Raw genomic sequence first — 25,275 nt, forward strand, 5'->3', positions numbered from 1 at the left:
CCACGAACTCCCAGCCCGGAGGGCCTTCATGCGCGTACTCGGAATCAACGCCCTGTTCCACGATCCGGCCGCGGCTCTCGTCATCGACGGACGCACGGTCGCGGCGGCCGAGGAGGAACGCTTCTCCCGCCGCAAACACGGCAAGCGGCCCGTCCCGTTCGCCGCCTGGGAACTGCCGGAGCGGGCGGCGGCCTGGTGCCTGACCCAGGCCGGGCTCCGGCCGGAGGACCTGGATGCCGTCACCTACGCGTTCGACCCGGCGCTGGCCCGGCCCGCCGAGGCGATGGGCCTGCACGACCCGTGGGATCACCTGCGGCTGACCTACGCCCAGGAGGCGCCGAACTTCCTCGCCACCGCCCTGCCGGGTCTCGACCCGCGACAGGTGCGGTTCGTTCCGCACCACATGGCGCACGCCGCGTCGTCGGCGTTCGCCGCGCCGTTCGCGGAGAACGCCTCGGTGCTGGTCCTCGACGGGCGCGGCGAGGCCGCCTCGCACCTGGCCGCGCGGCGCGTCGGGGAGCGGCTGGAGCCGCTGCGCAGCCAGGCGCTGCCGCCCTCGCTGGGCCTGGTCTACGAGGAGCTGACGGAACACCTCGGCTTCCTGCGGTCCAGCGACGAGTACAAGGTGATGGCGCTCGCCTCCTACGGCAGCCCGCGCTACCTGCCCGAGCTGCGCAAGCACATCCACGCCACCGGCGACGGCGGCTTCGTGGCGTCGGGCGTGCCGTGGGCGGAGTTCACCGCGCCGCGCCGCCCGGACGAGGCGTGGACGCGGGAGCACGCCGATCTGGCGGCCAGCGCGCAGGAGTGCCTGGAGGAGACGCTGCTGGACCTGGTGCGCTGGATCCACGGCCGGACCGGTGACGAGGTGCTGACGATGGCGGGCGGCGTGGCGCTGAACTGCGTCGCGAACTCCCGCATCGCCCGCGAGGGCCCGTTCCGCCGGGTGTGGGTGCAGCCGGCGGCGGGCGACGCGGGCACCGCGCTGGGCGGCGCGCTGCTGCACGCGGCCATCGCGGACCCGGCGGCGGTCGAGCCGATGCCGGGCGCCGACCTGGGGCGCGGCTGGTCGGACGCGGAGCTGGAGGCGTGGCTGAAGACGGCGGGCGTGCCGTTCGAACGGCCGCAGGACGTGGCGGCGAGCGTGGCGCGGGCGCTGGCGGAGAACCAGGTGGTGGCCTGGTTCCAGGGCCGGTCGGAGTTCGGGCCCAGGGCGCTGGGCCACCGGTCGCTGCTGGCCCACCCGGGCAGGTCGGGGAATCTGGAACGGCTCAACGACATCAAGGGCCGCGAGCAGTTCCGGCCGGTCGCGCCGATGGTGCTGGCGCAGCGGGCGGCGGAGGTCTTCGACGGGCCGCTGCCCAGCCCGTACATGCTGTTCGTGCACGAGGTGCGCCCGGCGTGGCGGGACCGGATCCCGGCCGTCACGCACGTGGACGGCACGGCGCGCGTCCAGACCGTGGATCCGGCCGCCGAACCGCTGGTGGCGCGGATGCTGGCCGCGTTCGAGGAGCTGACGGGGCTGCCCGTCGTCGTCAACACCAGCCTCAACACGGCGGGCCGCCCGATGGTGGACGACCCCAGGGACGCGCTGGAGTGCTTCGGGTCGGCGCCGGTGGACCTGCTGGCGATCGGGCCGTTCGTGGTGCGGCGCGGCGCGTTCTTCGCGGGCGCGGGCACGGGCGCCGGTACGGCCGCGGACGCCGGGGAGGGCGGCCGGTGAGCGGCCCGGAGCCCGGGACGGGAGCGGGAACGGCGGCCGGGCCGCTCGCGGACTACGCGATCGTGATCCCGACGCTGGGACGGCCGAGTCTGGGGCGGGTCCTGGCGGCGCTGGCGGGCGGCGAGGGGCCGCCACCGGCCCGGATCGTCCTGGTGGACGACCGGCCGCCGCACGACCCGACGCCGCTGCCGGTCGCCGTCCCGTTCGCGCTGCGGCATCTGGTGGAGACCGTGCCGGGCCGGGGCGCCGGGCCGGCCGCCGCGCGGAACGCCGGCTGGCGGCGGGCCCCCGAGCCGTGGATCGCGTTCCTCGACGACGATGTGGTGCCGGAGCCCGGCTGGGCCGCCGCGCTCGCCGCCGACCTGGCCGTCGCGGACCCCGACATCGCGGGTGTGCAGGGCCGGATCACGGTGCCGCTGCCCGGCGGGCGCCGCCCCACGGACGGGGAGCGGAACACGGGGGGTCGGGCGCCGGCCCGCGGGATCACCGCCGACATGGCCTACCGCCGGGAGGCGCTGGAGGCGGCGGGCGGCTTCGACGAACGGTTCCCCCGGGCGTTCCGGGAGGACGCGGATCTGGCGCTGCGGCTGCTGGCGGCGGGCTGGATCCTGGCGGTGGGCGAACGGCGGACCACGCACCCGGTCCGCCCCGCCGACGCGGGGGTGTCGTTGCGCACCCAGGCGGGGAACGCGGACGACGTGCTGATGCGCCGCCTCCACGGCCGCGACTGGTGGGTGCGGGCCGAGGCGCCGCGCGGCCGGCTGCGCCGCCATCTGGCGATCACGGCCGCCGGGGCGGCGGCGCTGGCCGCCGCCGCCGGGCGGCGGCCGGGGCCGGCGGCCTGGTGCGCCGCGGCGTGGCCGGCGGGGGCCGCCGAGTTCGCCGCGGCCCGGGTACTGCCGGGGCGGCGCACCGCCGAGGAGATCCGCCGCATGGCGCTGACCGGCGTGGCGATTCCCCCGGCCGCCGTGTGGCACTGGCTGGCCGGCCAGGTGCGGCACCGGAACGTGCGGCCGGCGCCGGCCGCGCGGCGGACCGTTCCGCCTGGTGGGGGCAGTACGTGGCCCCCACCGTTTGAGATGGTCAATTCGGGCAACTCAGTCGTTCATGACTAAAACCTCGATACCCGTGACAGGGCGGCCGGGGCCCGGCGGGGCCGTGGACGGCCCGTGGCTGCTGCCCGCCGAGCCGGGCGGACCGCCGCGTCGCCCCAGGGCGTCGGGGCTGGCCGCGGTGCTGTTCGACCGCGACGGCACGCTGATCGAGGACGTGCCCTACAACGCCGACCCCGCCCTCGTCCGCCCGTTCCCCCGCGCCCGCGAGGCCCTCGACGTCCTGCGGGCGCGGGGCGTCGCCCTCGGCGTGGTCAGCAACCAGTCGGGCGCGGCGCGCGGCTACTTCGGCCGCGACGGGGTCGAGGCCGTCCGGCGGCGCGTCGAGCAGCTCCTCGGCCCGTTCGACGTGTGGGCGGTCTGCCCGCACGCCCCGTGGAACCGTTGCGCCTGCCGCAAACCGGCCCCCGGGCTGATCGTCGCGGCGTGCGCGCGGCTGGGCGTCCGGCCCGCGCGTGTCGCGGTCGTCGGCGACATCGGCGGCGACATGGCGGCGGCGCGGGCCGCCGGGGCGCGCGGGGTGCTGGTCCCGACGCCGGTCACCCGGCGCGAGGAGATCGTCGCCGCCCCCGAGTGGGCCCCCGACGTGCTGACGGCCGTCCGCCTGCTGCTCGACGGCGACCCGGGTGGGGAGCGTGACGCGTGAACGCGAGCCCCCGCACCCTGGTCGTCCGCCTCGGCCGCGCGGGCGACGTCCTGCTGGCCGGTCCCGCGCTCCGCGCCGCCGCGGCCGGCTCGCCCGCCGTGACGCTGCTGTGCGGGCCGCAGGGCGAGGCCGCCGGGCGGCTCCTGCCGGGCGTGGACGACCTGATCGTGTACGACGCGCCGTGGGTCAGCCTGTCCCCTCCCCCGCTGCGGCGCGAGGACGTGGCGGCGCTGGTGGAACGGCTGGCCGCCGGGCGGTTCGACCGGGCGCTGATCTTCACCTCCTTCCACCAGAGCCCGCTGCCCGCCGCGCTGCTGCTGAAGATGGCGGGCGTGCCGTGGACCGGCGCCGACAGCGAGGACTACCCCGGCTCGCTGCTCCAGCTCCGCCACCGGCGCGCCCCGCACCGGCACGAGGCCGCCGCCGCGCTGGAGCTCACCGAGGCCGCCGGTTTCTCGCTGCCGCCGGGCGACGACGGCGCGCTGCGCGCCCGCCCGCCCCCCGACCCCGCGCACCTGCCCGGCGCCGCGCCGTACGTCGTGCTCCCCCCCGGTGCCGCCGTGCCCGCCAGGACCTGGTCGCCCGCCCGTTCCGAGCGGGCCGCCGCCGCGCTCGCCGCCGCGGGTCACCGGGTCGTGGTGACCGGCAGCCCCGGCGAGGAGGCGCTGACCCGGCGCGTCGCCGGGCACCACGCGCTGGACCTCGGCGGGCGCACCACCCCGCCGGAGCTGGCCGGGGGGCTGGCCAGGGCCAAGGTCGTCATCGCGGGCAACACCGGCCCCGCCCACCTGGCGGCGGCCGTGCGGACCCCGATCGTCAGCCTCTTCTCGCCCGTCGTCAGCGCCGACCGCTGGCTGCCCTACCGGGTGCCGCACCTGCGGCTGGGCCGCCAGGACACCGCGTGCGCGGGCACCCGGGCCCGGCTGTGCCCGGTCGCGGGCCACCCGTGTCTGGACTCCATCACCGACGACGAGGTTCTCAGCGCGGTCGCGGCCCTCACCGTGGGCGGTTCGCGCCGGGACCGCGCCGGACGGAAGGCCCCCGCATGAACATCCTCCTGTGGCACGTGCACGGCTCCTGGACGACCGCGTTCGTCCAGGGCACCCACTCCTACCTCGTCCCCGTGCTGCCCGGCCGGGGCCCCGACGGGCGCGGCCGGGCCAGGACCTGGACCTGGCCCGACTCCGTCACCGAGCTGCCGCCCGAGCGGCTGCGGGACGCAGCCGTGGACCTGGTGGTCCTCCAGCGCCCCCACGAGGCCGCGCTCGCCGAGCGCTGGCTCGGCGGCCGTCGCCCCGGCCGCGACGTGCCGGCCGTGTACGTCGAGCACAACGCCCCCGACGGCGACGTGCCGCACACCCGCCACCCGTACGCCGACCGGGACGACCTGACGCTGGTCCACGTCACCCACTTCAACAAGCTGTTCTGGGACAACGGCGGCACCCGCACCACCGTCGTCGAGCACGGCGTGGTGGACCCGGGTCACCGCTGGACCGGCGAACTGGCCCGCGCCGCCGTCGTCGTCAACGAGCCGCTGCGGCGCGGCCGGACCACCGGCACCGACCTGCTGCCCGGCCTGGCGGCGGCGGCGCCGCTGGACGTGTTCGGCATGGGCACCGAGGAGCTGGCCCGGAGCCTGGGGCTGTCCTGGGACCGCTGCCGCTCCTACGACCTGCCGCAGAGCAAGCTCCACGACGAGATCGCCAGGCGCCGCCTCTACCTGCACCCCGTGCGCTGGACGTCGCTGGGCCTGTCCCTCATCGAGGCCATGCACCTCGGGATGCCGATCGTCGGCCTGGCCACCACCGAGGCCGTGGACGCGGTGCCGCCCGACGCCGGGACGCTCTCCACGCGCCCGGAGGTGCTGGCGCGGGCCGCCGCCGAGTACCTGCGCGACCCGGACGCGGCGGCGGCGGCCGGGAACGCCGCCCGGCACGCCGCGCTGGAGCGGTACGGGCTGAAGAGGTTCCTGGACGACTGGGATCTGCTGATGGAGGAGGTGATCCGCTGATGAGGCGACCCACCGAGCGACCCCCCGCCGGAGCTCCCCCCGCCGGGGAAGGGCTCACGATCGCCCTCGTCTCCGAGCACGCCAGCCCGCTCGCCGCCCTGGGCGGCGAGGACGCGGGCGGCCAGAACGTGCACGTGGCGCAGTTGGCCGGTGAACTCGCCGACCGCGGCCACACGGTGACGGTCTACACCCGGCGCGACTCCACCTCGCTGCCGGCGGCCGTGCCGCTGCGGCCCGGCGTGACTGTGCGGAACGTGCCGGCCGGGCCCGCCGAGCCCGTGGCCAAGGACCGGCTGCTGCCGTTCATGCCGCAGTTCGGGGCCGTGCTGGAACGGGAGTGGGCGGCGGCGCCCCCGGACGTGGTGCACTCGCACTTCTGGATGTCGGGCGTGGCCACCCTCCAGGCGGCCCAGCCGCTGGGCATCCCGTTCGCCCACACGTTCCACGCGCTGGGCACCGTCAAGCGGCGGCACCAGGGCGCGGCCGACACCAGCCCGTCCGACCGGATCACCTGGGAGCGGTACGTCGGGCTGAGCTGCGACCGGACGATCGCCACCTGCCGGGACGAGGTGGCGGAGCTGATCGCGATGGGCCTGCCCGCCGAGCGGATCGGCGTGGGGCCGTGCGGCGTGGACCCCGAGCGGTTCACGCCGGACGGGCCGGCCGCGCCGCGCGGCGGGCAGCCGTTCCGGCTCCTCCAGTTGGGGCGGCTGGTGCCGCGCAAGGGCGCCCGGTTGTCCATCGAGGCGCTGGCCAAGATCCCGGACGCGGAGCTGGTCGTCGCGGGCGGCCCCACGCCCGACCAGGGGCCGCTGGACGCGGACCCGGAGGTGCGGCGGCTGCGGGACGTCGCCCGCTCGTTCGGGGTGGCGGACCGGGTCACGTTCACCGGCGGCGTGGCGCGGGCGGACGTTCCGGCGCTGCTGCGGAGCGCCGATCTGGTGCTGTGCCCCGCCGACTACGAACCGTTCGGCATCGTGCCGCTGGAGGCCATGGCCTGCGGTGTGCCGGTGGTGGCGAGCGCGGTCGGCGGGCAGCGGGACACGGTCGCCGACCCCGCCACCGGGCGGCTGGTGCCGCCGGGCGACCCGGCCGCGCTGGCCGACGCGGTCGCGGCGCTGCTGGCCGCCCCCGCCGAGCGGGCCGCGCGCGGCGCGGCGGGGCGGCGGCGGGTCCTGACCCGTTACCGCTGGGCCGCCGTGGCGGCGGCCACCGAGGACGTGTACCGGGAGATCGCCGCCCGCCGCCCGGCGCCCGTGAGCGGCGGCTGACCGCGCCGCCCTTCCCGCACCGACCCGTTTCCGTCTCCCGACCCACGCACGTGAACGACCTGAACCATCGGAGGAGTTCGCCCATGCACGCATCGCGCGCCGCGCACGACCACTGCGTGTCCCTCCAGGACGCCCTGCGGGACTTCCGCGACGACGCCGACGGGCTCGACCGGGCCGTCGAGTGGGGCCGCCACCTGGCCGGTGTCCTGCCGTTCGGCGGGCGGCTGCTGGCCGCCGGGAACGGCGGCAGCGCCGCCCAGGCCCAGCACCTGACGGCCGAACTGGTCGGCCGTTACGCCGAGGGCCGGCCCCCGTACTCCGCCATCTCCCTGCACGCCGAGACGTCGAGCGTCACCGCGATCGGCAACGACTACGGCTTCGACGAGGTCTTCGCCCGGCAGGTCGCCGCCCACGGCAGGCCCGGCGACGTGCTGGTCCTGATGTCCACCTCGGGCCGCAGCGACAACCTCCTCAGCGCCGCCACCGCCGGGCGGGCCGCGGGCCTGCGGGTGTGGGCCATGACCGGGCCCGCTCCCAACCCGCTGGCCGCCCAGGCCGACGCGGTGCTCAGCATCTCCTCCCCCAGCTCCGCCACCGTCCAGGAGGCGCATCTGGTCGCCCTGCACGTGCTGTGCGAGGCGTTCGACGAGGCGCTGGCCGAGACGGTGGCGCCCGCCCGGGTCGTCCTCACCCGGCGGGAGGTGTCATGACCGGGCCCCGTCCCGGGCCGCTCGTCGTCGTCGGCGACGTGCTGCTCGACCGCGACGTCGAGGGCGACGCCACGCGGCTCGCGCCCGACGCGCCCGTGCCCGTCGTGGAGGTCGCGGCCGACCGCCGCCGCCCCGGCGGCGCCGGGCTCGCCGCCGCGCTGGCCGCGCGGGACGGGCGCGATGTGGTGCTCGTCGCCGCGCTGGGCGCCGACGAGGCGAGCGCCGCGGTCCGCGCGATGCTGCCGCCGGGCGTGCGGCTCGCGGAGCTGCCGCTCGACGGGTCGCTGCCGGTCAAGGCGCGCGTCCTGGCCCGAGGCCGGCCGCTGTCGACAGCGGCGGCGGCACGCCGGGGCCGCCGGGCCACGCGGCCCGCGAGGCGCTGCGGAACGCCGGGGCGGTGCTCGTCGCCGACTACGGGCAGGGCGTGGCGGCGGCCGTCCGCGACCTGCTCGGTGAGGCGGCGCGGCGCGTCCCGGTGGTGTGGGACCCGCACCCGCGCGGCCTGCCGCCGGTGCCGGGCGCCCGGCTGGTCACCCCGAACGAACGCGAGGCGAAGCTGTTCTGCGGCGGCGCGCTGAGCGACCTGGACGACGACTCGCCGCACACGCACAGCAGGCGCGGCGCGCTGCTGGCCGAACGCTGGGGCGCCGCGTCGGTCGCGGTGACGCTCGGCGGCCGGGGCGCGGTGCTGGCGCGCGCCCACTGCGACGACCCGCTGTATGTGCCGGCCGCCGCGGGCCACGACGGGGACCCGTGCGGCGCGGGCGACTGCTTCGCCGCGACGGCGGCCACGGTGCTGGCCGACGGGGGGCTGCCGTCCGACGCGGTCGGCCGGGCCACCGAGGCGGCGACTTGCTTCGTCGGCGACGGCGGCCTCGCGGCGCTCGCCCCCTGGCGCGAGCCGCCGCGGGTGACGGCGGCGCCGCCGCCCGCCGGTGACGCGCGGACGCTGATCGAGGCCGTCAGGTCGCGGGGCGGCACGGTGGTGGCGGCGGGCGGCTGCTTCGACCTGCTGCACGCCGGGCACGTGCAGTTCCTGGAGAACGCGCGGCGCACCGGCGACTGCCTGATCGTGTGCGTCAACTCCGACGCCTCGGTGCGGCGCCTGAAGGGCCGGGGCCGGCCGTTCAACACGGCCGCCGACCGCATCCGGGTGCTGTCCGGCCTCGGCTGTGTGGACGCGGTGGTCGAGTTCGACGAGGACACGCCCGAGGCGCTGCTGCGGCGGCTGCGGCCCGATGTGTGGGTCAAGGGCGGCGACTACAGCGTGCGTGACCTGCCGGAGGCGGCGGCGCTGCGCGAGTGGGGCGGGCAGACGCTGGTGCTGCCGTATCTCGACGGCCGTTCCACGACCGAACTGGCCCGCCGGGCCGCCTATGTGACGTCGTGAAACGGCTGGTGGTCCTGCGGGCCCTCGGCCTGGGCGACCTGCTGACGGGCGTGCCCGCGCTGCGCGGCCTGCGCCGGGCGTTTCCCGGGCACCGGCTGCTGCTGGCCGCGCCCGGCTCCCTCGCCGACGCCGTGGCCGCGACCGGCGCGGTGGACGAGCTGATCCCGTCCGCCGCGCCCGGGCGGGCCGTGCCGTCCGCCGTGCCGTGGTCGGGCCCGGCGCCGGAGCTGGCGGTCGACCTGCACGGCAGCGGCCCGGAGAGCCTGCGCCCGCTGTCGGCGCTCCGCCCGGGACGGCTGTGGGGCTTCGCCCACGCCTCCGGACCGGAGTGGCGCGCCGACGAGCACGAACGAGACCGCTGGTGCCGGTTCCTGGCCTGGTACGGCGTCCCGGCGGACCCGGCGGACGTGCGGATCACCGCGCCGCCCTGGCCCTCCCCTGCGCCCGGCGCGGTCGTGCTGCACCCGGGCGCGGCCGCGGGCGCCCGCCGCGGGCCGGCGGAACGGTTCGCCGCCGTGGGCCGCGCCCTGGCCCGCGCCGGGCACCGGGTCGTCGTGACCGGCGGCCCGGACGAGGGCCGCCTCGCGGCCTCGGTCGCGGAGGCCGCCGGCGTCTCCCCCGGCGACCCTGCCGAGGTGTTCGCCGGGCCGGCCGCGCTGCCGTTCCCCGCGCTGGCCGCGCTGATCGCCGCCGCGCGGGCGGTGGTGGTCGGCGACACGGGCGTCGCCCACCTCGCCACGGCGCTGGGCACCCCCTCGGTCTGTCTCTCATACACACCTCACGCTGCCGACGAAGCGGACAGTGCAGGCATCCGGCGGCCCCGCCGCCTTCAAACAAAGACAGACCGGCACACCACGACACCTCATCTAGCACACCACCTCACACCGGGCGCTGTGGCACCCCGGCATCCCGCACCACGCCGACCCGCACGCCACGGCCCCGGACGAACGGCTGCTGGCCATCACCCCGGACGAGGTCCGCGAAGCGCTCGGAACACTCGGCCTGTTCTCCCCGGCGAAATGAACGACGCTTTTTCCGGGAATGGGCGATTGTCACGCCGAGAAAGCCCAGAAAAGCGCCGCTGACCTGCGCGGAAAACAGACAGTGAGCGTGACAGCGGAAATCCTGCGCGGAATTCCCCGCCGCCCCGGCCTTATTGACGCCGCTCGCCGCTCGCCATAAATTGAGCCGTCGATCCGGTATTCCGCTCATCGCGCTCGCATCCCGTACGCGTCCCCACCGGGAGACCCCCATGCGAAGATCGACCTGGATTCTGTCCGGAATCGCCGCCGCGCTCCTCGTTCTCGCGGCGGTGACCCGTTTCGCCCTTCTTCCGGCCATGCACAAGGTCCCGGACGACGTGGACGAGAATCCGCAATACGAGGGCACCGCCACCGTCCTGAACCAGCAGGCGCTCGCCTCCGGCGACCTGGCCGACGCGTTTCTGGTGGACGTCCCCGTCCTCATGGACCGCCACATCGAGGTCGTCGACACCAGTGGCGACACGGCGGTCTTCTCCGACAGCCGGGTCCTGCTCGGCCCCGATGACATCGAACTGACCCGCTCCGAGGAACGCTGGGCCGTGGACCGCGTCACCCTGGAGGACCGCCCGGCCCCCGAGGGCAGCGGGGCCGCCCCGCACGAGGGCCTGGTCATCGGCTTCCCGCTGGAGCCGGAGCGGCGCGACTACCGGTGGTGGGACCACACGACCGGCACCGAGGTCGCCGCCGTCCACACCGGGACGGAGAAGCGCGAGGGCCGCACCGTCTACGGCTACACGATCCACGCCGAGGGAGCGATGGCCGACCGCGGCGACCTCCCGCCGGCCCTGCCGCGCGAGGCCGTGGGCGCCATCCTCGCCTCCGTCCCGGGCGGCACCGTCGATCCGGCGACGCTCCCGGAGACGGTGCCGCTGGCGTACACGGCCACGACCGATCTGGTGCTGTGGATCGACTCCGGCACCGGCACGATCATGGACGGCTCCCACGGCCAGACCATCACGGCCACCACCCAGGACGGCACGGCCCTGTTCCCCGTCGCCGACGTGCGGGTGACGGCGACTGAGGAGACCCGGCAGCACCAGGCCGACACGGCGAAGTCGATCGCCCTGGCGCTGACCCTGCTCGGCGTCGTGGCCCCGCTGTCGCTGATCGCCGTCGCCGTGGTGCTGCTGGCCCTGGCCGCGTGGGGCGTCCGCCGCCGCGCCCCCGCGCCTCCCGCCGCCCCGGACGAACCGACGCCGCTGCCGGAACGCGCGACGGCCTGACCACCCGGACCGTCACCGCGTCCGCCGCACCCGGTGCGGTGGGCGCGGGTGCGTCAGGCGGCGGCTCGGCGGCAGGCTCCCTCGGCGTCGCCGTACCGTACGCCGATGTCCCGCAGGAGGTCGATGCACTCCTGGGTGTGGGACGGGCCCTCGGCGCCGGTCCGGCACGCCGCCGACTCCTCCGGGCCCACGGTGTAGCCCTGTCCGATCAGGTGTTGCTCGCACTCGGCGACCGTGGCCTGGGCCGGGCTGGTCAGCGCCAGGGCTCCGGCGGCCACGCACGCGGTCGCGGCGGCGGTCATCAGCACGTTCCTCAGCATCCGCATACGAGGAGCCTGCCCGCGCCGCCCCGGGAACACCGGGATTCCGACGACCCCCGCGCACCGGACACAGGTCTCTCACACCGGCCCGCCCGGGGTGGGGCGCGTGGGGCGGCGGGTGCGCAAGGCGATCGTCAGCGCGGCGGCGATCAGGAGCACCGCGACGGCGAAGGTGACGCGCGTGCCGGTGGCGACCGCCTCGGGGGGTGCCGTGGTGACGTCGGTCGTCGCGGAGGCGAGGGCGAAGACCGCGCCCATGACGGACGCGCCGGTGATGAGCCCGAGGTTGCGCGACAGGTTGAGCATGCCGGAGGTGACGCCCCGCCGGTCGGCGGGGACGTCCGCCATCACGGCGGTGTTGTTGGCCGTCTGGAACACCGCGTAGCCGGCCGTGGTGACGACGATGGGGACGACGTAGCCGGGGACGCCGAGCTCCGTCGGTGTCAGGGACAGGGCGAGCGCGCCGGCCGCCATCGCGGCGAGACCGGCGACGGTCATGCGGTGCGCGCCGAAGCGGTCCGCGACACGGCCCGCCGGCACGCCGGTGAGGGCGGTGACGACCGGGCCGGCCGACAGGGCGAGCCCGGTCATGGCCGCGTCGAGCCCCAGCGCGCGGGAGAGATGGAACGGTCCGACGACCAGCGTCGCCATCATCACCGTCATGACGAGCGCGCTCATGGCGAGCCCGGCGCCGAGCCCCCGGTCGCGGAACACCGCCAGGCGGATCAACGGGGACGCCGCGCGGGCCTCGGTGCGGACGAAGAGGCCGGCTCCCAGGGCGGCGGCCAGCAGCAGAGCCGCGTTGAGCGGGCCGGGATCGCCGCGCCCCACCGTCATGGCGAGCGCGTACGCCGCCAGCGTCGCGGCGAGCAGCGCGGTGCCCGCGTGGTCGAACGCGGCCCGGCCGGTCCCGGGCGCCCGCCGGTCGGCGGGCAGGTGGCGGCGTGCGAGGAAGTGGGCGAGGACGCCCAGCGGCACGTTGACGAGGAAGATCGCCCGCCAGCCGGGGCCGGAGATCAGCGCGCCGCCCAGCGACGGGCCGAGCGCGGTGCCGAGCGCGGACATCGTGCCGAGCAGCCCCATGGCGCTGCCGGTCCTCGCCTTGGGCACCGTCTCGCCGACGAACGCCATGGTGAGGGCCATCAGCACGGCCGCGCCGAAGCCCTGCGCGGCACGGGCCGCGATCAGCAGCCCGAGCGTGGGCGCGACGCCGCACAGTGCCGAGGCGGCCGTGAACAGCGCGATCCCGGCCAGGAGCAGCCGCCGGCGGCCGACGAGGTCGCCGAGCCGCCCCACGCCGACGATCACGGTGGTGATGGCGAGGAGGTACGCCAGGACGACCCACTGCACCTCCTGGAAGGAGGCGGTGAACGCCCCCGCCATGGTCGGCAGGGCGACGTTGGCGATGCTGATGCCGAGCGAGGACAGCAGCATGGACAGGGCGAGGGCGGCGAGCGCCCAGCGGACCGCCGGTGTCGGCTCGGCGTGTCCGGTCGCCGTCTCCTCCTGCCGCCTTATACACATCTGACGCTTCCCCCGAAGAGGATAGGGTAGGTGTTGTTAGTAGGTGGTCTGATTGATAAAGAAACCAGGTGTCAGTATCTACTAACCCTCCGCACGACGCAACACTTCTCACCTACTCCCACGAGTGGGCACCTCAGGACATCGACTGTACCCCCTTCGTCGGCGGCGTCAGATGTGTTTAAGCGGCGGCGCCCCACCCGGTGACCGGCGCGGTCACCGGGTGGGGCGCACGCCCGTGAAGACCGTGGTGGCGGAGAGGAGGAAGGCGTCGGGCCGCCGCAGGATGCCGCCGGGCGCCTCCGGATCGACCAGCACGTCGAGCGCGGCGCGGTCCTCCGCGTCCAGGAAGTCGCCCACGGTGTCCCGCAGCCGCGTGAGGTGGGCGCGCAGGTGGGCGCGGGCCGGCTCGTCCAGCGGCGCCGGGAGGTCGAGCAGCAGGGTGAACGCGCCGACGCCGGTGAGCCCGGCGCGGCGCAGCATCGCGGGCCAGTCCTCGACGACGCGGACGCTGCCGGGGAGTTCGGCCCGCATGGTCGCGAACCAGTCCTCCTGGGCGGCGTCGAGCCGGGCCTGGAGCCCCGGCCTGCCGAGGCCCGGGTCGCGCGGCAGGAAACGTGTCGGCAGGCCGCCCGCCGCCCCGGCGCACAGCCCGCCCGGCCTCAGCGCGCGGGCGAGCCCGTCCAGCGCCCCCTGCTGATCGCCGAGGTGGTGCACGGCCTTGCTGCTCCAGACCAGGTCGGCCGTGCCGGGGCCGCCGTCGAGGTCGCCGGGCAGCTCCGCGTGCCGGACGGTCACCCGGCCGCCGAGGCCGAGCCGCCCGGCACGGACGAGGGCGCGGTCCAGCAGTGCGGGGGTGCCGTCCACGGCGACCGCCTCCGCGTCCGGGAACGTCTCGGCGAACACGCAGGTCATGACGCCCGGCCCGCTGCCGACGTCGAGGACGCGCCGCACGTCCGCCGCCGGGCCGAGCGCCGTGCGGAGGCGGTCCGCCGCCCGGCGCAGGAGTGGCAGGTGCAGTTCGCCGTTGGTTTCCAGGTGGGTGGCCAGGGCCTCCCAGTCGAGGTCGGTGGAGTGGTGTCCGTGCGCGTGACCGGATGCGGGGTGTGGGTTCATGCGGGGGAGCGTGCGGCGCGTCGCGCGGATCCGGCAACTTTTGTTGCCGATTCCGGGACGCGCGGGGTGGAATGCCCGTATGGACGAACCACCGCGCTACCGGGCGGTCCTGGAGGAGGTCGCGCCCCGGCTCCGGCGGCTGCGAGCGGAGCACGGCCTCACCCTGGCCGCGCTCTCCGAGGCCACCGGCATCTCCCGGAGCACCCTGTCCCGGCTGGAGTCGGGACAGCGCCGCCCCAGTCTGGAACTGCTGCTGCCGCTCGCCGACGCGTACGACGTTCCGCTGGACGATCTGGTCGGCGCGCCCGAGGTCGGGGATCCCCGGGTGCGGATGAAGCCCCGCACGCTGCCGAGCGGCGACACGTTCGTGCCCCTGACCCGGAGCCCGGGCCCCCTCCAGGCGTACAAGTTCATCATCACGGACCGGGGTTCCGAGCCGCAGTTCCGTACGCACGAGGGCTACGAGTGGCTGTACGTGCTGGACGGCCGGCTGCGGCTGCTCCTCGCCGACCACGATCTCGTCCTCGGGCCGGGCGAGGCCGCCGAGTGGGACACCCGGCTGCCGCACTGGTTCACCAGCGCGGACGGGCGGCCCGTGGAGGTCCTCAGCCTCTTCGGCAGGCAGGGCGAACGCATGCACGTCCGGGCGAAGCCGCGCTCCTGACGGCGGTTCAGGCGGGCGGGAACGGGAGGCGTCCGGCGATGACGGCCTCCGTGCGGCCGTCGCCGAGGACGTCACCGGGCTCCCCGGTGTGCTCCAAGCCGTGGCGCCGGCGTGGGAGTTGTGAGGCATGACCGCCAGGCGCGCGGCCCGTCGTTCCACCGCCTGGACGAGCCGGTCCGCCACGCCGTGGCCGCGTGGCGTGGCGGCGACCCACAGGGAGATCAGCTCGGCGTCGCCGCTCCGGGGGCCGGGAACGCCACTGGCGATCCCGGCCGGTTCGCCGTCGAGCAGGGCGAGCAGGGGGGACGAGCCGGGGATGGCGAGCCGGGCGCGTCGGCGTTCCTCCCGGTCGCCGTCGCCCTGCCACTCGGCGAGCGCGGAGCCGAAGGCGTCGGGCGCCCCGGCGAGCGCGGCCAGTCCCAACGCCCGCCACCGCGGCCGGTCGTCCGCCGTCAGGACGCGCGACCCGACCGCGCCCGGGATCCGTTCCGCCAGCGCCGCCGGCGTGGCGGCGGGTCCGGCCCGCCGGGTCAGCGGAGGTGACGGGCGGGCGCGGTCGCCGCGTTGACCAGGTACTCCAGCGGGCCGCGCCGGAAGAACCGCAGCCACACCGTCGCCACCAGCGCCGCCACGCCGACGAAGCCCAGCCACATGGACAGCGGCGCGCCCGTCAGGTCCAGGTCCAGCCACCAGACCGCCACCACGTGCCCGACGTACGCGGTCAGCGACATGGTGCCGACCGCGATCACCGGCCGGGCCAGGCGGCGGGCGGGCGCGAAGCGGTCCACCAGGATCAGCGCCCCGGCGATCACGGCGAGCGCCACGCCGGTGTTCGCGATCAGCGACGGCGTCGTCTGGCTGTGCGGGGCGGCGACCAGCAGCCACCACCACGTGTCCCAGTCCGCGTCCACGTCCACGTCCGACCACCAGGCGTGCGGTGCCCCGGTCGCCTCCACCGCCTGCGGGAAGAGCCGGAGCGCCAGCCACGAACCGCCGTACCCCAGCACCGCCATCGCCGCGCCCAGCCGGGCCAGCCGCACGCGCACCGCCGGGGCGGCCAGGTCGAGGCGGCCCAGCGCCATGCCCGCCAGCACGTACGGCATCCACGTCAGCGCCGGGTAGCCGCCCGCGCACAGCAGGGCGACGACGCCCTCCCCGCTCCACGCGGCGAGCGGGTCGTGACCGTCGATGGTCGCCGCCCAGCCCCGGTAGGACCAGTCCTCGGTGTACATGGCCTCGGCGTAGATGACCTCGGACAGCGCGTGCAGCAGCGGCGGTCCCAGCAGCGCCCAGACCACGGCGGCCAGGGCGAGCGTCCGGGCCGGGAGCCGCCGGAAGGGCAGCGCGAGCAGGAAGTACACGCCGTAGTAGGCGAGGATCACCTCGACCACCGTGCCCGACGCGGTCAGCGCGGAGCCCAGCGCGAGCAGCACGACCGCGCGGATCGCGATCCGCGCCGCCGCCCGGCGGCCGTCCCGGCCGGTTCGCGGGACGCGGCGCCCGGCGATCAGCACCAGCGCGAGGCCGGCCAGCACCGCGAACAGTGCCGAGGAACGGCCGTGGAACAGCTCCATCACCCAGCCGGTCACCCCGCCCTCGGTGGGCATCGGGCCGACGTGGGCGGCGTACATCCCGAACACCGCGAGTCCGCGTGCCAGGTCGAGCCCGATCAGCCGCCCCACCCCGGCGGCTGATCGGGCCGACGGCGTACCGGCGGGGGCGATGGGCCCGGCCGGTACGCGGACTCCCCCCAAGTCCTGTGTCATGCCCCCACATTCGGGCACGCGGCGGGCGCGGGACATCCGGCAGACTGCCGCTGGCACCCCGCCGACCGGCCGGAGCCACCCCCGCCGACCGGCCGGGGCGGGCGGCCGGAGACGGCGGGCGGACGGGGACGACGCGAAGGGGCGAACGCGCGTGATACGCGTACTGGTGGTCGACGACGAGGCACTGATCCGCACCGGGTTCCGGCTCATCCTGGACGCCGCCGGGGGCATCGAGGTGGTGGGCGCGGTCTCCGGCGGCGAGGCGCTGGACGCGGTACGGCGGCACCGCCCGGACGTGGTGCTGCTGGACATCCGGATGCCGGACGTGGACGGGCTGACCGTGCTGGCCGCGATCCGCGCCCTGACGAGCCCGCCGGTCGTCGCGATGCTCACCACCTTCGACACCGACGAGTACATCGCCGCCGCGCTGCGCGCGGGCGCGTCCGGGTTCCTGCTGAAGGACACCGACCCGGAGGAGATCGGGGCGCTGGTGCGGACCCTGGCCGAGGGGGGAACGGTGCTGTCCTCCAAGGTGATTCGCACCGTGGTCGACGGCTATCTCGACGCGGGCCGCGACGCCGTCGAGGCGGACGCCGCCCGCCGGGTCGCCCGGCTGACCGGCCGGGAGCGGCACGTGCTGACGCTGCTGGCCACCGGCCTGTCCAACGGGGAGATCGGCGCCCGCCTGCATCTGGGGGTGGGCACGGTGAAGGACCACGTCAGCGCCATCCTCGGCAAGCTGGACGCCGGCGGCCGGGTGCAGGCGGCGCTGCTGGCCGAACGCGCCGGGCTGCTGCGCGCGGACGGCGGCGTGCCCGGCGCGGTGCCCGGTGGCCGGGGCGGCGCCTGATGGCCGCGCCGCCGCGCCTGTCCCCGCGCGCCCAGGACGCGCTGGTCGTGGCCGTCGCCCTGCTGGACACGTGGATCAGCAGCGACGGCGACCACCCGCTGGTCGTCGCGGGCACCGTCGCCGCCTCCCTGGCCCTGCTGCTGCGGCGGTGCCTGCCCGGCACGGTGCTGCTGATCACGCTGGTGCCCGCGCTGACCTCGTACGCCGTGGTCGTCTCCCTGACCGCGCTCTACACGTTCGCCTCGCTCAGCCGCAGCCGCGCCCGGATCCTCGCCGCGGCCGTGGCGTTCACCGCCTGTTACTCGGTGCCGTGGCCGCTGCCGCCGCTGCACCAGTTCGACGGCGTCAACGCGGCCATCGACATCGCCTACTCGCTGGCGCTGGCCGCCGCTCCTGTCTTCCTGGGCCAGCTCGTGCAGGCCCGCCGCGACCTGTCGCTCCGGCTGGCCGAGATCACCGAGGCCCGCGAACACGAACGGCTGCTGACCGCGCAGAGCGTGCTGGCCAAGGAACGCGCCCAGCTCGCCCGCGAGATGCACGACGTCGTCTCGCACCAGGTCAGCCTGATCGCGGTGCGCGCCGGGGCGTTGCAGGTGAGCGTCGAGGATCCGGCGGCGAAGGAGGCCGCGACGACCATCCGGCAGCTCAGTGTCCGTACCCTGGACGAACTGCGCCACATGGTGAGCGTGTTGCGCGCGGGCGACGGCCGGCCGGCCGACCTCACCCCGCAGCCGACCCTCGCGGAGCTGGCCCAACTCGTCGCCCACAGCGGCATCGACGCGGAGCTGACCGTCGAACTGCCCGACGATCCGCCGCTGCCCGTGCAGCGGGCGGTCTACCGCACGGTGCAGGAGGCGCTGACCAACGTCCGCAAACACGCGCCCGGCGCCCGCGCCACCGTGCGGGTCCGGCGCGACGGCGACGCCCTGCTGACCACCGTCACCAACACCGCCGCCACCCGCCCCACCCTCGCGCTCCCCAGCGCCCGGCACGGCCTGATCGGCCTGCGCCAACGCGCCGACCTCCTCGGCGGCACCCTCACCACAACACGACCGAGAGGCACCAGGCGACCCAGGCAGTCGGCAGCGTCAGAGGTGTAAAAGAGACAGCCCCCACCCCCGACGGCGGCCACCACCTGGAACTCCGCCTCCCGACACCGACCTCGGCCGCACCGGACGGCAAGGTCACGGAGGGGAGGAGCGAGCCACCTCCCGGAAAGGGGTTCTCACAAGGTGCGGTCGCGTTGGAGGGCGGCCAGGGATGACCAGTCCTGGTGGGAGCGGCCGGCGGCGATGGTCTCGGTGAGGAGGGTCGAGAGCAGGTCGGCGGTGGGCAGGCGCAGGTCGTGGTCGGCCGCGTGGGCGCGGGCCAGGTCGATGTCCTTGCGGCCCAGGGGGACGGTGAAGCCGGCCGGTTCGTACTGGGCGCGGGCGATCAGGTCGCCGTAGCTGGTGTAGACGGGTCCTGGCAGGATCGTGGAGGTCAGGATCTCGATGAGCCGGTCCGCCTCGACGCCGCCGCGTTCGGCCAGGCTGACCGCTTCGGCCAGGGACTGGATCGCCGACGCGATCAGCAGGTTCCCGGCCAGCTTCACGGTGTTCGCCCGCGCCGGGTCGTCCCCGAGGGGCCAGGTGCGCGCGGCGATCGCGTTCAGCAGCGGTTCGACGCGGGCGATGTCGTCGGGCTGCCCGGCGGTGACGATGTTCAGCCGGGCGGCCTCGGCGACCGCGACCCGGCCGAACATCGGCGCCGCGACGTACCCCACCCCGTGGTCGGCGTGCACGGCCGCGGCCTCCCGGGCGAGGGACGGGCTGATCGTCGCCAGGTTCACGTGCACCGCCCCCGCCGGGGCGGCCGGCAGCGCCTCGCTGTCGAGGAACACCGCGCGGACCGCCGCGTCGTCGGCCAGCGCGGACAGCACCACGCCACGGGCGAACACCTCCCGGAGGTCCGGGACCCGCGCGGCTCCCTGCTCGACCAGTGGCTCGGCACGGGCCGGGTCGCGGTTCCAGATCGCCACCTCATGCCCCGCCGCCAGCAGGTTCCGGGCGACCGGCGCGCCCATCGCCCCCGTGCCGACCACTGTCACAGCCACCATCACGACCTCCTTGTGAACCGTCTCAGACGGTTCCAGTATGCGCCGAGGAGGACGATGGAACCAGCTAGGGTGGTTCCGTGAGTTCCGCCGCGCCTCCGCCGTTCCGGCTGGACAACGAGCACCTGGCCTTTCGTTTCACCGCCACGCTGAGCGACCGTCACGGCGTGCCGGTGGAGCGTCTGCCGGACCCGGGGCGTCTGCGCGACTGGCTGCGGGTCAACGGCCTCGATCTGGCCGGGACCGCGCCCACGGGGAACGATCTGGATCTGGCGCGACGTCTGCGCGAGGCGATCCACCGCGCCGGGACCGCCGTCGCGGCGGGCACCCGGCCGGCCGGGGCCGATGTGGAGCTGATCAACCGGCTGGCCGGCCGGTGCGGCGCGTTCCCTGTGCTGGAGGCGGACGGTGTCCGGTGGCGGACGAGGTCGAGGGCGCCGGTGTCCGACGCCCTCGGCGTCATCGCCCGCTCCGCCGTCGAGACCCTCGGCGGCGCCGCCCGGGAGCGCGTGAAGTCCTGTGACGATCCCGCGTGTCGCGGCCTCTATGTCGACACCAGCAGGGGCCGGAACCGCCGGTGGTGCTCGATGAACACCTGCGGGAACAGGGAGAAGAAGTCCAGGCTGCGGGGCCGCCCGGCGGCCCCCTGACCCGGCGGGGTCAGGGGGCCCGGGCTTCTCAGGCACGGGTCGGGGGGAAGTGGTTGCCGTGGAAGCCGAAGGGCAGGTGGTGGGGGGCGTGGGCGCGGGCGAGTTCGGTGAGGTCGCGGGCGTCGAGGACGAGCAGGAACGAGGCGTTCCGCGCGGGCTGGAAGACGATGGACAGGACGACCCCCGCGTCGTCGTCGGCGGGGCGGTTCGGGTCGGGGACGAAGACGGGTTCGCCGGTGTAGCAGCCGGACTCGTGCCAGTGGGTCGTGGTGCCGTCGGTGAGGTCGAGCTTGGTGATGGTCGCGGTGGGAGCGGCCGGGTCGGAGACGGCCCCGACACCGTAGGCGTAGCGGTACGGGCGGCCGTTGTCGGCCCCGTAGTTGATCCGGGGCCACTCGAACGGCTCCTCGCTGACGAGCCGGTGGTGGGTGGTGGTGCCGGTGCGGGTGAGGCGGTAGCGGGGGAGGCGCGGGGGGGGGGGGCTGTCTCCTATCCACCTCTGCCCCCCGCGATGCACGGGCCTGGTCTACACTCAGTCCCTCCCGCATCAATTACACTTTAGAAGTTAATCTCCTCTAGTTCACAGCTGACTTATCCAGCCTCCTAAGAACCCTTTAAAACACATACATCCGTGCCTCGTTCTCTTCTTTCTTTTTATTTTTATTAATGATCCGGCGCCCACCGAGATCTACACTATCCTCTTCGTCGGCAGCGTCAGAGTGTATAAGAGACAGATCAGGGACGGGTCGGGGTACGCGCACAGGTCGAGGACGATGTCGCCGTCGGTGTCGTCGTAGGCGTTGACCGTGTGGAAGAAGAACATGGGGTCGGTCTCCCGGCGGCCCTTCAGGCGGCCGGTGTGCCGGTCGATGATGAGGAACGTCGTGGGCCGGTCGGGCCGCCAGCGGTAGCTCTCGATGAACGGCCGCCGCGCGGTGGCGAGTTCGAGCGGGTTCACGCGGAACGGTGACTCGATGAGGATCACGTGGCGTTCCGTGACGGCGAAGCTGTGCAGGTACGCGGGCCGGGTGACGGGGATCTTGGACAGCAGGCGGAACCCTCCGGTCGCGGTCTGCCGGTAGACCCGGTAGGAGCTGCGGAGGCCGTAGTGGACCTGCACGTTGATCATGGCGCCGGTGCGGTCGAAGTGCGGGTGGGCCGAGGGGGACACCGGGCCGCGGCCGGGCGTGTCGTAGGCGACGCCGAGGGTCTCCAGCGTGTCCGGGTCGAAGGCGACCGGCAGCGGCGTCTCGGTGAGGGCGACGAGCCGGCTCCCGAGCCGGATCACGTTCACGCTGGCGTTGTCGGTGTAGCGCGGGTCGAACAGTGAGGCGATGGGGTCGGTGAGCCTGCGGCACGGGTCCGAGGCGAACTCGCGGTAGCCGATCCGGCCGTCCTCGCGCAGCGCCTGGTACGCCTTGGTCCGCAGGAACCGGTTGGCGTAGCTGACGCGGCCTTCGGTGAAGGCGAACTTGTGGAGCATCGCCAGCCCGTCGAGCAGGTGACGGGCCCCGCGCGGGCGTTCGCCGAAGTAGCCAGGACCGTTGCGCAGCAGCGTCCCGGTCAGCCACGCCGGTATCCGTCCCTCGACCGGAAGCGCGTCGATGGACAGCTCGTTCTCCTGCGGCGCGAACCACCCCGCGTAGTCCTCCAGCACGGGCAGGGTGCGGATGTCGCTCATACTCAACCTCCAGGAAGTAGTCGACGATGGACTATTGCATGGAGTGTTGCGCGGGACAAGACGGTAAGCTCTGCGAAATGCGCCTCACCCCGACCAGTTACATCGTTCTCGGCCTGGCGCGCTGGTCGCCCGGCGTGACCGCGTACGAGCTGGAGCGGACGATCAACGCGACCGTTTCGCACATGTGGACGATCCAGCGTTCGCAGATCTACCGGGAGCCGGCCCGGCTCGCCGAGGCCGGGCTGCTCACCGCCGAGACCGAGGGCGACGGCCGGACCAGGACGCGGTTCACGATCACCCCGGACGGGGAGCGGTCGCTCGACGCCTGGCTGGCCGAAGGCGTCCAGGACATGCCGCAGTTGCGCGACCTGGCGATCCTGAAGGTGTTCTTCGGCGCCGGTCCGCAGGCCCTCGCCCGCACCCGGCTCCTGGCCCACCAGGCGCGGCTGAAGGAGTACGAACTGCTCCGTGAGGTCGGCGGCCTCGCCCAGTCCGGTCCGCGCCTCGCCCTGGAGGCGGCGATCGCGCACGAGCGCACGTCGATCCGTTACTGGTCCGACCTCGCCAAGTCCTCGTCCTGAACGGACCGCCGCCGGACTGCCGTTGCCGTGGGGCAGCCGTGGTTGAGCCGTGGTCAGCCGTGGTCAGCCCACGTACTGGCGTGCCGTGGAGGTGCGTTGGGTCTCTTCGAGGGTGCGCAGGCGGGCCTCGACCTCCGGTGGGAGGGCGCGGCGTTCACGCAGCAGCCAGGGCAGGCCGGCGGTGGCGCGGGCGACGGCCTTCGCGGAGGTGGCGTCGCGGGGGATCGTGCGCAGCAGGTGGGCCGTGCGGCGCAGGGCCGGGCGGGGGGCGCGGCGGAGCCAGGTGAACCAGAGCGTGTTGCGGATGCCGTCGGCGCGGCGGCGGGTCGGGTCGCGCAGGGTGGAGGCCGCGTGGTGGATCGTCAGGCTCTCGTCGAAGACCAGCCACCATCCGGCCGCCATCAGGTCGGCGGCGAGAAGCTCCTCCTCGCCGCCCAGCCACAGGCGCGGCGAGAAGCCGCCCGCCGCGCGGAAGGCGTCGGTGCGCAGGACGGTCGCGGCGGCCAGGAACGAGCCGAGGGCCGGGCCGGGCAGCCAGGCGGGGCGGGGCAGCGGCGAGTGGCGCAGTTCGGCGACGATGGGGTCCTCGGTCCCGGCCGGTTCGACCACGATGCGGGCGGTGACGGCGGCGACGCGGGGGTGGGCGTCGAGGAGGTCGGCGGCGGCCGTCAGGGAGCCGGGGGCCCACCAGGTGTCGTCGTCGCAGAACGCGAGGTAGGGGGCGGTGACCTCGCGGACGGCGAGGTTGCGGCCGATGGCGCCGAGGTTGGCGCCGGGGCGCAGGAGGCGGACGCCGGGGTGGTGGAGGGCGACCGCTTCGGCGGTGCCGTCGGTGGAGCCGTTGTCGGTGATCACGATCGGGGGCCGCTCGGGCAGCTCGGTGAGCCGGTCGAGGGTGTGGAGGAGTTCGGCCCTGCGGTTGTGGGTGATGATCACCACCGAGGTCCGGTCGTCCGGCGAGGTGCGGTCATCCGGGCGCATCGGCGGCCTCCAGTCGGCGGACCTGGGCCTCCACGGCGGCGGGCAGCCGTCGCCGGGCGCGCAGCGCGCCGGGCAGGCGGGGCAGGAGCTGGCCGAAGGCGCGCCGGGCGGCGTGGTCGGCGCGCGCGTCGCGGGCCAGGCGCCAGGTCTGGCGGAGCGCGACGGGCACCGGGCGGCGCAGCCAGGCGGTGAGGGTCTCGTTGCGGCGCATGTGGGCGACGCGGTGCGGCCGGGGTGCCTCGGCGGGGTGGTGGACGGCGGTGAGCTGCGGCGCGTGGCAGACGTGCCAGCCGGCGGCGGTCAGGTCGTAGGCGAGGAGGGTCTCCTCGCCGCCGATCCACAGCAGCGGGTGGTAGCCGCCCACGGCGAGGAACGCGGAGCGGCGGACCACGGCGGCACAGCCGAGGAAGCCGAGCACGGCCGGTCCGGGCAGGCCGGGCGCGGTGCCGAGCGGGGACGCGGCCAGGGCGTCGTTGATCGGGTCGGGGGCGAGGTCCTGGCCGACGGCGACGCGGGCGGCGAGGAGGCCGACGCGCGGTCCGGCGTCCAGGAGGGCGGCGGCGGTGGCCAGCGCGCCGGGGGCCCACCAGGAGTCGTCGTCGCTGAAGGCGATGTAGGGGGTGGTCAGGAGGCGCGCGCCCTCGTTGCGGGCGAGCGGGCCCCGGTTGACGGGCAGGGCGAGGACCCGTACGGCGGGGAACCGTTCGGCGACGAGGGTCGCGGTGCCGTCGTCGGAGCCGTTGTCCACGACCACGACGGGGGGCCGTTCGGGCAGGGTCGTCAGCTTCTCCAGCGTCGTCAGCAGCGTCGGGGCGCGGTTCATGGTGGCGATGACGACGCCGACGGGGGCGGTGGGGTCGGGGCTCGGCGGTGGCACGGGCGGCGAGTGCCCCGGACGGGCGATATGAAACGTTTCGCGTGGTCACGGCGGGTAACCCGGGGCGGATGACGAGCGAAGTGGGACGGACCCTGGTGACGGGGTGGTTCAGTTTTCTGGACGGTGAGGCGACGGCCGGGGACGTGCTGGCCCTGGAACGGGTGCGGCAGGTGCTCGACGCGCACGGCGTGCCGTACGACGTCGCGTGGAGTCCCCGGTTCGAACCGGGCGGCCCGGCGCTGGACGAGGTGCGGCCGGGGGCCTACACGCGGCTGGTCTTCGTCTGCGGTCCGCTGCACGGTCCGCGGGTGGCCGCGCTGCACGGCCGTTTCGCGCACTGCCGCCGGGTGGCGGTGGGCGTGTCGGTGATCGACCCGGCGGACCCGGCGGTGGCGGGGTTCCACGAGGTGCTGGCGCGGGACGGCGTGGTGCCGGCGCCCGAACGGGATCTCGCGCTGCGCGCGCCGCGCGGCCCGGCGGTGCCGGTGGTGGGCGTGCTGCTGACGCACGGCCAGCGGGAGTACGGGGACCGGCGGGCGCACGACGCGGTGGCGGGGACGGTGCGGAGCTGGCTGACGGGGACGCGGTGCGCGCCGGTGGTGCTGGAATCGCGTCTGGACCGGGAGGACGGGCTGTTGTGCGGGACCGCCGAGGAGTTCCTGTCGGTGGTCGAGCGGCTCGATGTCGTGGTGACCGACCGGCTGCACGGGCTGGTGCTGCCGCTGCGGGTGGGGGTGCCGCCGCTGGCGATCGACCCGGTGCGCGGCGGGGCGAAGGTGTCGGCGCAGGCGCGGGCCTTCCGCTGGCCGGCCCTGCTGTCCGCCGAACGGGTGCGGCCGGAGCGGCTGGACGCGTGGCTGGCCTGGTGCCTGGAGCGGGGCGCCGGGGCGGCGCGGCGGCGGCGCCCGCTGGTGGTGGCGGCCGATCCGGCGGACCGGCTGCCGGAGGCGCTCGGGCTGCCGCCGCTGGTGCGTGACCCGGTGCGCGGGGCGGTTGGAATCGCCGTCGGCGGGTAGTCGGGCCCCGGATGTCAGGATTGTATGA

23 protein-coding genes and 2 pseudogenes are annotated in these 25,275 nt (G+C 75.5%); 16 read left to right on the forward strand and 9 right to left on the reverse strand.

The features are described 5' to 3' along the window. Nucleotides 1-28 precede the first annotated feature (28 nt). The 10 genes and pseudogenes from BN2279_RS02485 (at nt 29) to BN2279_RS02530 (ending at nt 11,129) form a co-directional block, all read left to right on the forward strand. The gene (locus BN2279_RS02485) at nt 29-1,723 is read left to right on the forward strand and encodes a carbamoyltransferase family protein (RefSeq protein WP_059006047.1); all 1,695 of its coding nucleotides are present in this window, start codon (nt 29-31) and stop codon (nt 1,721-1,723) included. Further along, nucleotides 1,720-2,838: a glycosyltransferase family 2 protein gene (locus BN2279_RS02490; protein WP_104530909.1), complete on the forward strand. Its 1,119-nt coding sequence runs from the start codon at nt 1,720-1,722 to the stop codon at nt 2,836-2,838. Before BN2279_RS02485 ends, BN2279_RS02490 begins: the two co-directional genes overlap by 4 nt. Beyond that, a complete protein-coding gene (locus tag BN2279_RS02495; protein WP_079031763.1) occupies nt 2,831-3,481 on the forward strand; it encodes a D-glycero-alpha-D-manno-heptose-1,7-bisphosphate 7-phosphatase in 651 nt (216 codons plus the stop codon). The genes BN2279_RS02490 and BN2279_RS02495 overlap by 8 nt, the downstream gene beginning before the upstream one ends. After that, nucleotides 3,478-4,530, forward strand: coding sequence for a glycosyltransferase family 9 protein (locus BN2279_RS02500; RefSeq protein WP_059006048.1), 1,053 nt, complete (start codon nt 3,478-3,480; stop codon nt 4,528-4,530). The genes BN2279_RS02495 and BN2279_RS02500 overlap by 4 nt, the downstream gene beginning before the upstream one ends. After that, nucleotides 4,527-5,492: a glycosyltransferase gene (locus BN2279_RS02505; protein ID WP_059006049.1), complete on the forward strand. Its 966-nt coding sequence runs from the start codon at nt 4,527-4,529 to the stop codon at nt 5,490-5,492. Before BN2279_RS02500 ends, BN2279_RS02505 begins: the two co-directional genes overlap by 4 nt. Continuing rightward, nucleotides 5,492-6,763 carry a glycosyltransferase gene (locus BN2279_RS02510; RefSeq protein ID WP_059006050.1) on the forward strand — a complete coding sequence of 424 codons (1,272 nt, stop codon included), beginning with the start codon at nt 5,492-5,494 and terminating at the stop codon, nt 6,761-6,763. Before BN2279_RS02505 ends, BN2279_RS02510 begins: the two co-directional genes overlap by 1 nt. 83 nt (nt 6,764-6,846) lie before the next feature. After that, a complete protein-coding gene (locus BN2279_RS02515; protein ID WP_059006051.1) occupies nt 6,847-7,473 on the forward strand; it encodes a D-sedoheptulose-7-phosphate isomerase in 627 nt (208 codons plus the stop codon). Further along, nucleotides 7,470-8,863, forward strand: a pseudogene (gene rfaE2, locus BN2279_RS02520) (D-glycero-beta-D-manno-heptose 1-phosphate adenylyltransferase). The gene BN2279_RS02515 and the pseudogene rfaE2 overlap by 4 nt, the downstream one beginning before the upstream one ends. After that, a complete protein-coding gene (locus BN2279_RS02525; RefSeq protein WP_059006052.1) occupies nt 8,860-9,948 on the forward strand; it encodes a glycosyltransferase family 9 protein in 1,089 nt (362 codons plus the stop codon). Before rfaE2 ends, BN2279_RS02525 begins: the two are co-directional and overlap by 4 nt. A 167-nt stretch (nt 9,949-10,115) precedes the next feature. Then, the gene (locus BN2279_RS02530; RefSeq protein ID WP_059006053.1) at nt 10,116-11,129 is read left to right on the forward strand and encodes a porin PorA family protein; all 1,014 of its coding nucleotides are present in this window, start codon (nt 10,116-10,118) and stop codon (nt 11,127-11,129) included. 53 nt (nt 11,130-11,182) lie between these two features. Here the strand turns inward: BN2279_RS02530 and BN2279_RS02535 are convergent, their stop codons facing one another. The 3 genes from BN2279_RS02535 to BN2279_RS02545 all read right to left on the reverse strand — a co-directional run bounded on the left by BN2279_RS02535 (nt 11,183) and on the right by BN2279_RS02545 (nt 14,086). Continuing rightward, the gene (locus BN2279_RS02535) at nt 11,183-11,455 is read right to left on the reverse strand and encodes a hypothetical protein (RefSeq protein WP_059006054.1); all 273 of its coding nucleotides are present in this window, start codon (nt 11,453-11,455) and stop codon (nt 11,183-11,185) included. Between the two features lie 72 nt (nt 11,456-11,527). Further along, nucleotides 11,528-12,973 carry an MFS transporter gene (locus BN2279_RS02540; protein WP_059006055.1) on the reverse strand — a complete coding sequence of 482 codons (1,446 nt, stop codon included), beginning with the start codon at nt 12,971-12,973 and terminating at the stop codon, nt 11,528-11,530. Nucleotides 12,974-13,186: 213 nt separating this feature from the next. Next, a complete protein-coding gene (locus BN2279_RS02545; RefSeq protein WP_059006056.1) occupies nt 13,187-14,086 on the reverse strand; it encodes a class I SAM-dependent methyltransferase in 900 nt (299 codons plus the stop codon). A 79-nt stretch (nt 14,087-14,165) separates the two neighbouring features. Between BN2279_RS02545 and BN2279_RS02550 the strand changes: the two genes are divergently transcribed. Then, nucleotides 14,166-14,750, forward strand: coding sequence for a helix-turn-helix domain-containing protein (locus BN2279_RS02550; protein ID WP_059006057.1), 585 nt, complete (start codon nt 14,166-14,168; stop codon nt 14,748-14,750). 195 nt (nt 14,751-14,945) lie between these two features. On the opposite strand, the pseudogene BN2279_RS30115 reads toward BN2279_RS02550, so the two are convergent. Further along, nucleotides 14,946-15,359, reverse strand: a pseudogene (locus BN2279_RS30115) (hypothetical protein); the annotation flags it as partial. Then, complete coding sequence (locus BN2279_RS02560) at nt 15,281-16,516, reverse strand: DUF418 domain-containing protein (protein ID WP_059006059.1); 1,236 nt, start codon at nt 16,514-16,516, stop codon at nt 15,281-15,283. The gene BN2279_RS02560 and the pseudogene BN2279_RS30115, both read right to left, overlap by 79 nt. A gap of 151 nt (nt 16,517-16,667) precedes the next feature. On the opposite strand from BN2279_RS02560, the gene BN2279_RS02565 reads away from it, so the two are divergent. Further along, nucleotides 16,668-17,366: a response regulator gene (locus BN2279_RS02565; protein ID WP_059006060.1), complete on the forward strand. Its 699-nt coding sequence runs from the start codon at nt 16,668-16,670 to the stop codon at nt 17,364-17,366. Beyond that, on the forward strand, nt 17,366-18,466 hold the full coding sequence (locus tag BN2279_RS02570; RefSeq protein ID WP_059006061.1) for a sensor histidine kinase: 1,101 nt from the start codon (nt 17,366-17,368) through the stop codon (nt 18,464-18,466). Before BN2279_RS02565 ends, BN2279_RS02570 begins: the two co-directional genes overlap by 1 nt. A gap of 125 nt (nt 18,467-18,591) precedes the next feature. On the opposite strand, the gene BN2279_RS02575 is transcribed toward BN2279_RS02570, so the two are convergent. Next, nucleotides 18,592-19,503: an NAD(P)-dependent oxidoreductase gene (locus BN2279_RS02575; RefSeq protein ID WP_324612807.1), complete on the reverse strand. Its 912-nt coding sequence runs from the start codon at nt 19,501-19,503 to the stop codon at nt 18,592-18,594. Nucleotides 19,504-19,541: 38 nt separating this feature from the next. On the opposite strand from BN2279_RS02575, the gene BN2279_RS02580 reads away from it, so the two are divergent. Continuing rightward, nucleotides 19,542-20,111, forward strand: a complete 570-nt coding sequence (locus BN2279_RS02580) for a CGNR zinc finger domain-containing protein (RefSeq protein WP_059006063.1) — start codon at nt 19,542-19,544, stop codon at nt 20,109-20,111. A 28-nt stretch (nt 20,112-20,139) separates the two neighbouring features. Here BN2279_RS02580 and BN2279_RS02585 read toward each other — a convergent pair whose 3' ends face one another. Then, nucleotides 20,140-20,628: a carotenoid oxygenase family protein gene (locus tag BN2279_RS02585; RefSeq protein ID WP_059006064.1), complete on the reverse strand. Its 489-nt coding sequence runs from the start codon at nt 20,626-20,628 to the stop codon at nt 20,140-20,142. A gap of 1,241 nt (nt 20,629-21,869) precedes the next feature. On the opposite strand from BN2279_RS02585, the gene BN2279_RS02595 reads away from it, so the two are divergent. Then, nucleotides 21,870-22,373 carry a PadR family transcriptional regulator gene (locus BN2279_RS02595; RefSeq protein ID WP_059006066.1) on the forward strand — a complete coding sequence of 168 codons (504 nt, stop codon included), beginning with the start codon at nt 21,870-21,872 and terminating at the stop codon, nt 22,371-22,373. A gap of 63 nt (nt 22,374-22,436) precedes the next feature. On the opposite strand, the gene BN2279_RS02600 is transcribed toward BN2279_RS02595, so the two are convergent. Both BN2279_RS02600 and BN2279_RS02605 read right to left on the reverse strand, forming a co-directional pair. Next, nucleotides 22,437-23,354 (reverse strand): glycosyltransferase family 2 protein, encoded by a 918-nt coding sequence (locus tag BN2279_RS02600; protein ID WP_059006067.1) that lies wholly within the window; start codon nt 23,352-23,354, stop codon nt 22,437-22,439. Then, nucleotides 23,341-24,177, reverse strand: a complete 837-nt coding sequence (locus BN2279_RS02605; RefSeq protein WP_059006084.1) for a glycosyltransferase family 2 protein — start codon at nt 24,175-24,177, stop codon at nt 23,341-23,343. The genes BN2279_RS02600 and BN2279_RS02605 overlap by 14 nt, the downstream gene beginning before the upstream one ends. A 122-nt stretch (nt 24,178-24,299) precedes the next feature. On the opposite strand from BN2279_RS02605, the gene BN2279_RS02610 reads away from it, so the two are divergent. Further along, nucleotides 24,300-25,247, forward strand: coding sequence for a polysaccharide pyruvyl transferase family protein (locus BN2279_RS02610; protein WP_059006068.1), 948 nt, complete (start codon nt 24,300-24,302; stop codon nt 25,245-25,247). Nucleotides 25,248-25,275 lie beyond the last annotated feature (28 nt).

It is taken from the genome of Streptomyces specialis, from assembly GCF_001493375.1.
In the GTDB taxonomy this organism is placed as follows: domain Bacteria; phylum Actinomycetota; class Actinomycetes; order Streptomycetales; family Streptomycetaceae; genus Streptomyces; species Streptomyces specialis.

What these genes read in the sequence shown, in the direction of transcription:
- BN2279_RS02485 (WP_059006047.1), top strand. Translation starts at nt 29, where the DNA reads ATGCGCGTACTCGGAATCAACGCCCTGTTCCACGATCCGGCCGCGGCT.
- BN2279_RS02495 (WP_079031763.1), top strand. Translation starts at nt 2,831, where the DNA reads ATGACTAAAACCTCGATACCCGTGACAGGGCGGCCGGGGCCCGGCGGG.
- BN2279_RS02505 (WP_059006049.1), top strand. Translation starts at nt 4,527, where the DNA reads ATGAACATCCTCCTGTGGCACGTGCACGGCTCCTGGACGACCGCGTTC.
- BN2279_RS02510 (WP_059006050.1), top strand. Translation starts at nt 5,492, where the DNA reads ATGAGGCGACCCACCGAGCGACCCCCCGCCGGAGCTCCCCCCGCCGGG.
- BN2279_RS02515 (WP_059006051.1), top strand. Translation starts at nt 6,847, where the DNA reads ATGCACGCATCGCGCGCCGCGCACGACCACTGCGTGTCCCTCCAGGAC.
- BN2279_RS02530 (WP_059006053.1), top strand. Translation starts at nt 10,116, where the DNA reads ATGCGAAGATCGACCTGGATTCTGTCCGGAATCGCCGCCGCGCTCCTC.
- BN2279_RS02535 (WP_059006054.1), bottom strand. Translation starts at nt 11,455, where the DNA reads ATGCGGATGCTGAGGAACGTGCTGATGACCGCCGCCGCGACCGCGTGC.
- BN2279_RS02540 (WP_059006055.1), bottom strand. Translation starts at nt 12,973, where the DNA reads ATGTGTATAAGGCGGCAGGAGGAGACGGCGACCGGACACGCCGAGCCG.
- BN2279_RS02545 (WP_059006056.1), bottom strand. Translation starts at nt 14,086, where the DNA reads ATGAACCCACACCCCGCATCCGGTCACGCGCACGGACACCACTCCACC.
- BN2279_RS02550 (WP_059006057.1), top strand. Translation starts at nt 14,166, where the DNA reads ATGGACGAACCACCGCGCTACCGGGCGGTCCTGGAGGAGGTCGCGCCC.
- BN2279_RS02560 (WP_059006059.1), bottom strand. Translation starts at nt 16,516, where the DNA reads ATGACACAGGACTTGGGGGGAGTCCGCGTACCGGCCGGGCCCATCGCC.
- BN2279_RS02570 (WP_059006061.1), top strand. Translation starts at nt 17,366, where the DNA reads ATGGCCGCGCCGCCGCGCCTGTCCCCGCGCGCCCAGGACGCGCTGGTC.
- BN2279_RS02595 (WP_059006066.1), top strand. Translation starts at nt 21,870, where the DNA reads ATGCGCCTCACCCCGACCAGTTACATCGTTCTCGGCCTGGCGCGCTGG.
- BN2279_RS02600 (WP_059006067.1), bottom strand. Translation starts at nt 23,354, where the DNA reads ATGCGCCCGGATGACCGCACCTCGCCGGACGACCGGACCTCGGTGGTG.
- BN2279_RS02605 (WP_059006084.1), bottom strand. Translation starts at nt 24,177, where the DNA reads ATGAACCGCGCCCCGACGCTGCTGACGACGCTGGAGAAGCTGACGACC.
- BN2279_RS02610 (WP_059006068.1), top strand. Translation starts at nt 24,300, where the DNA reads ATGACGAGCGAAGTGGGACGGACCCTGGTGACGGGGTGGTTCAGTTTT.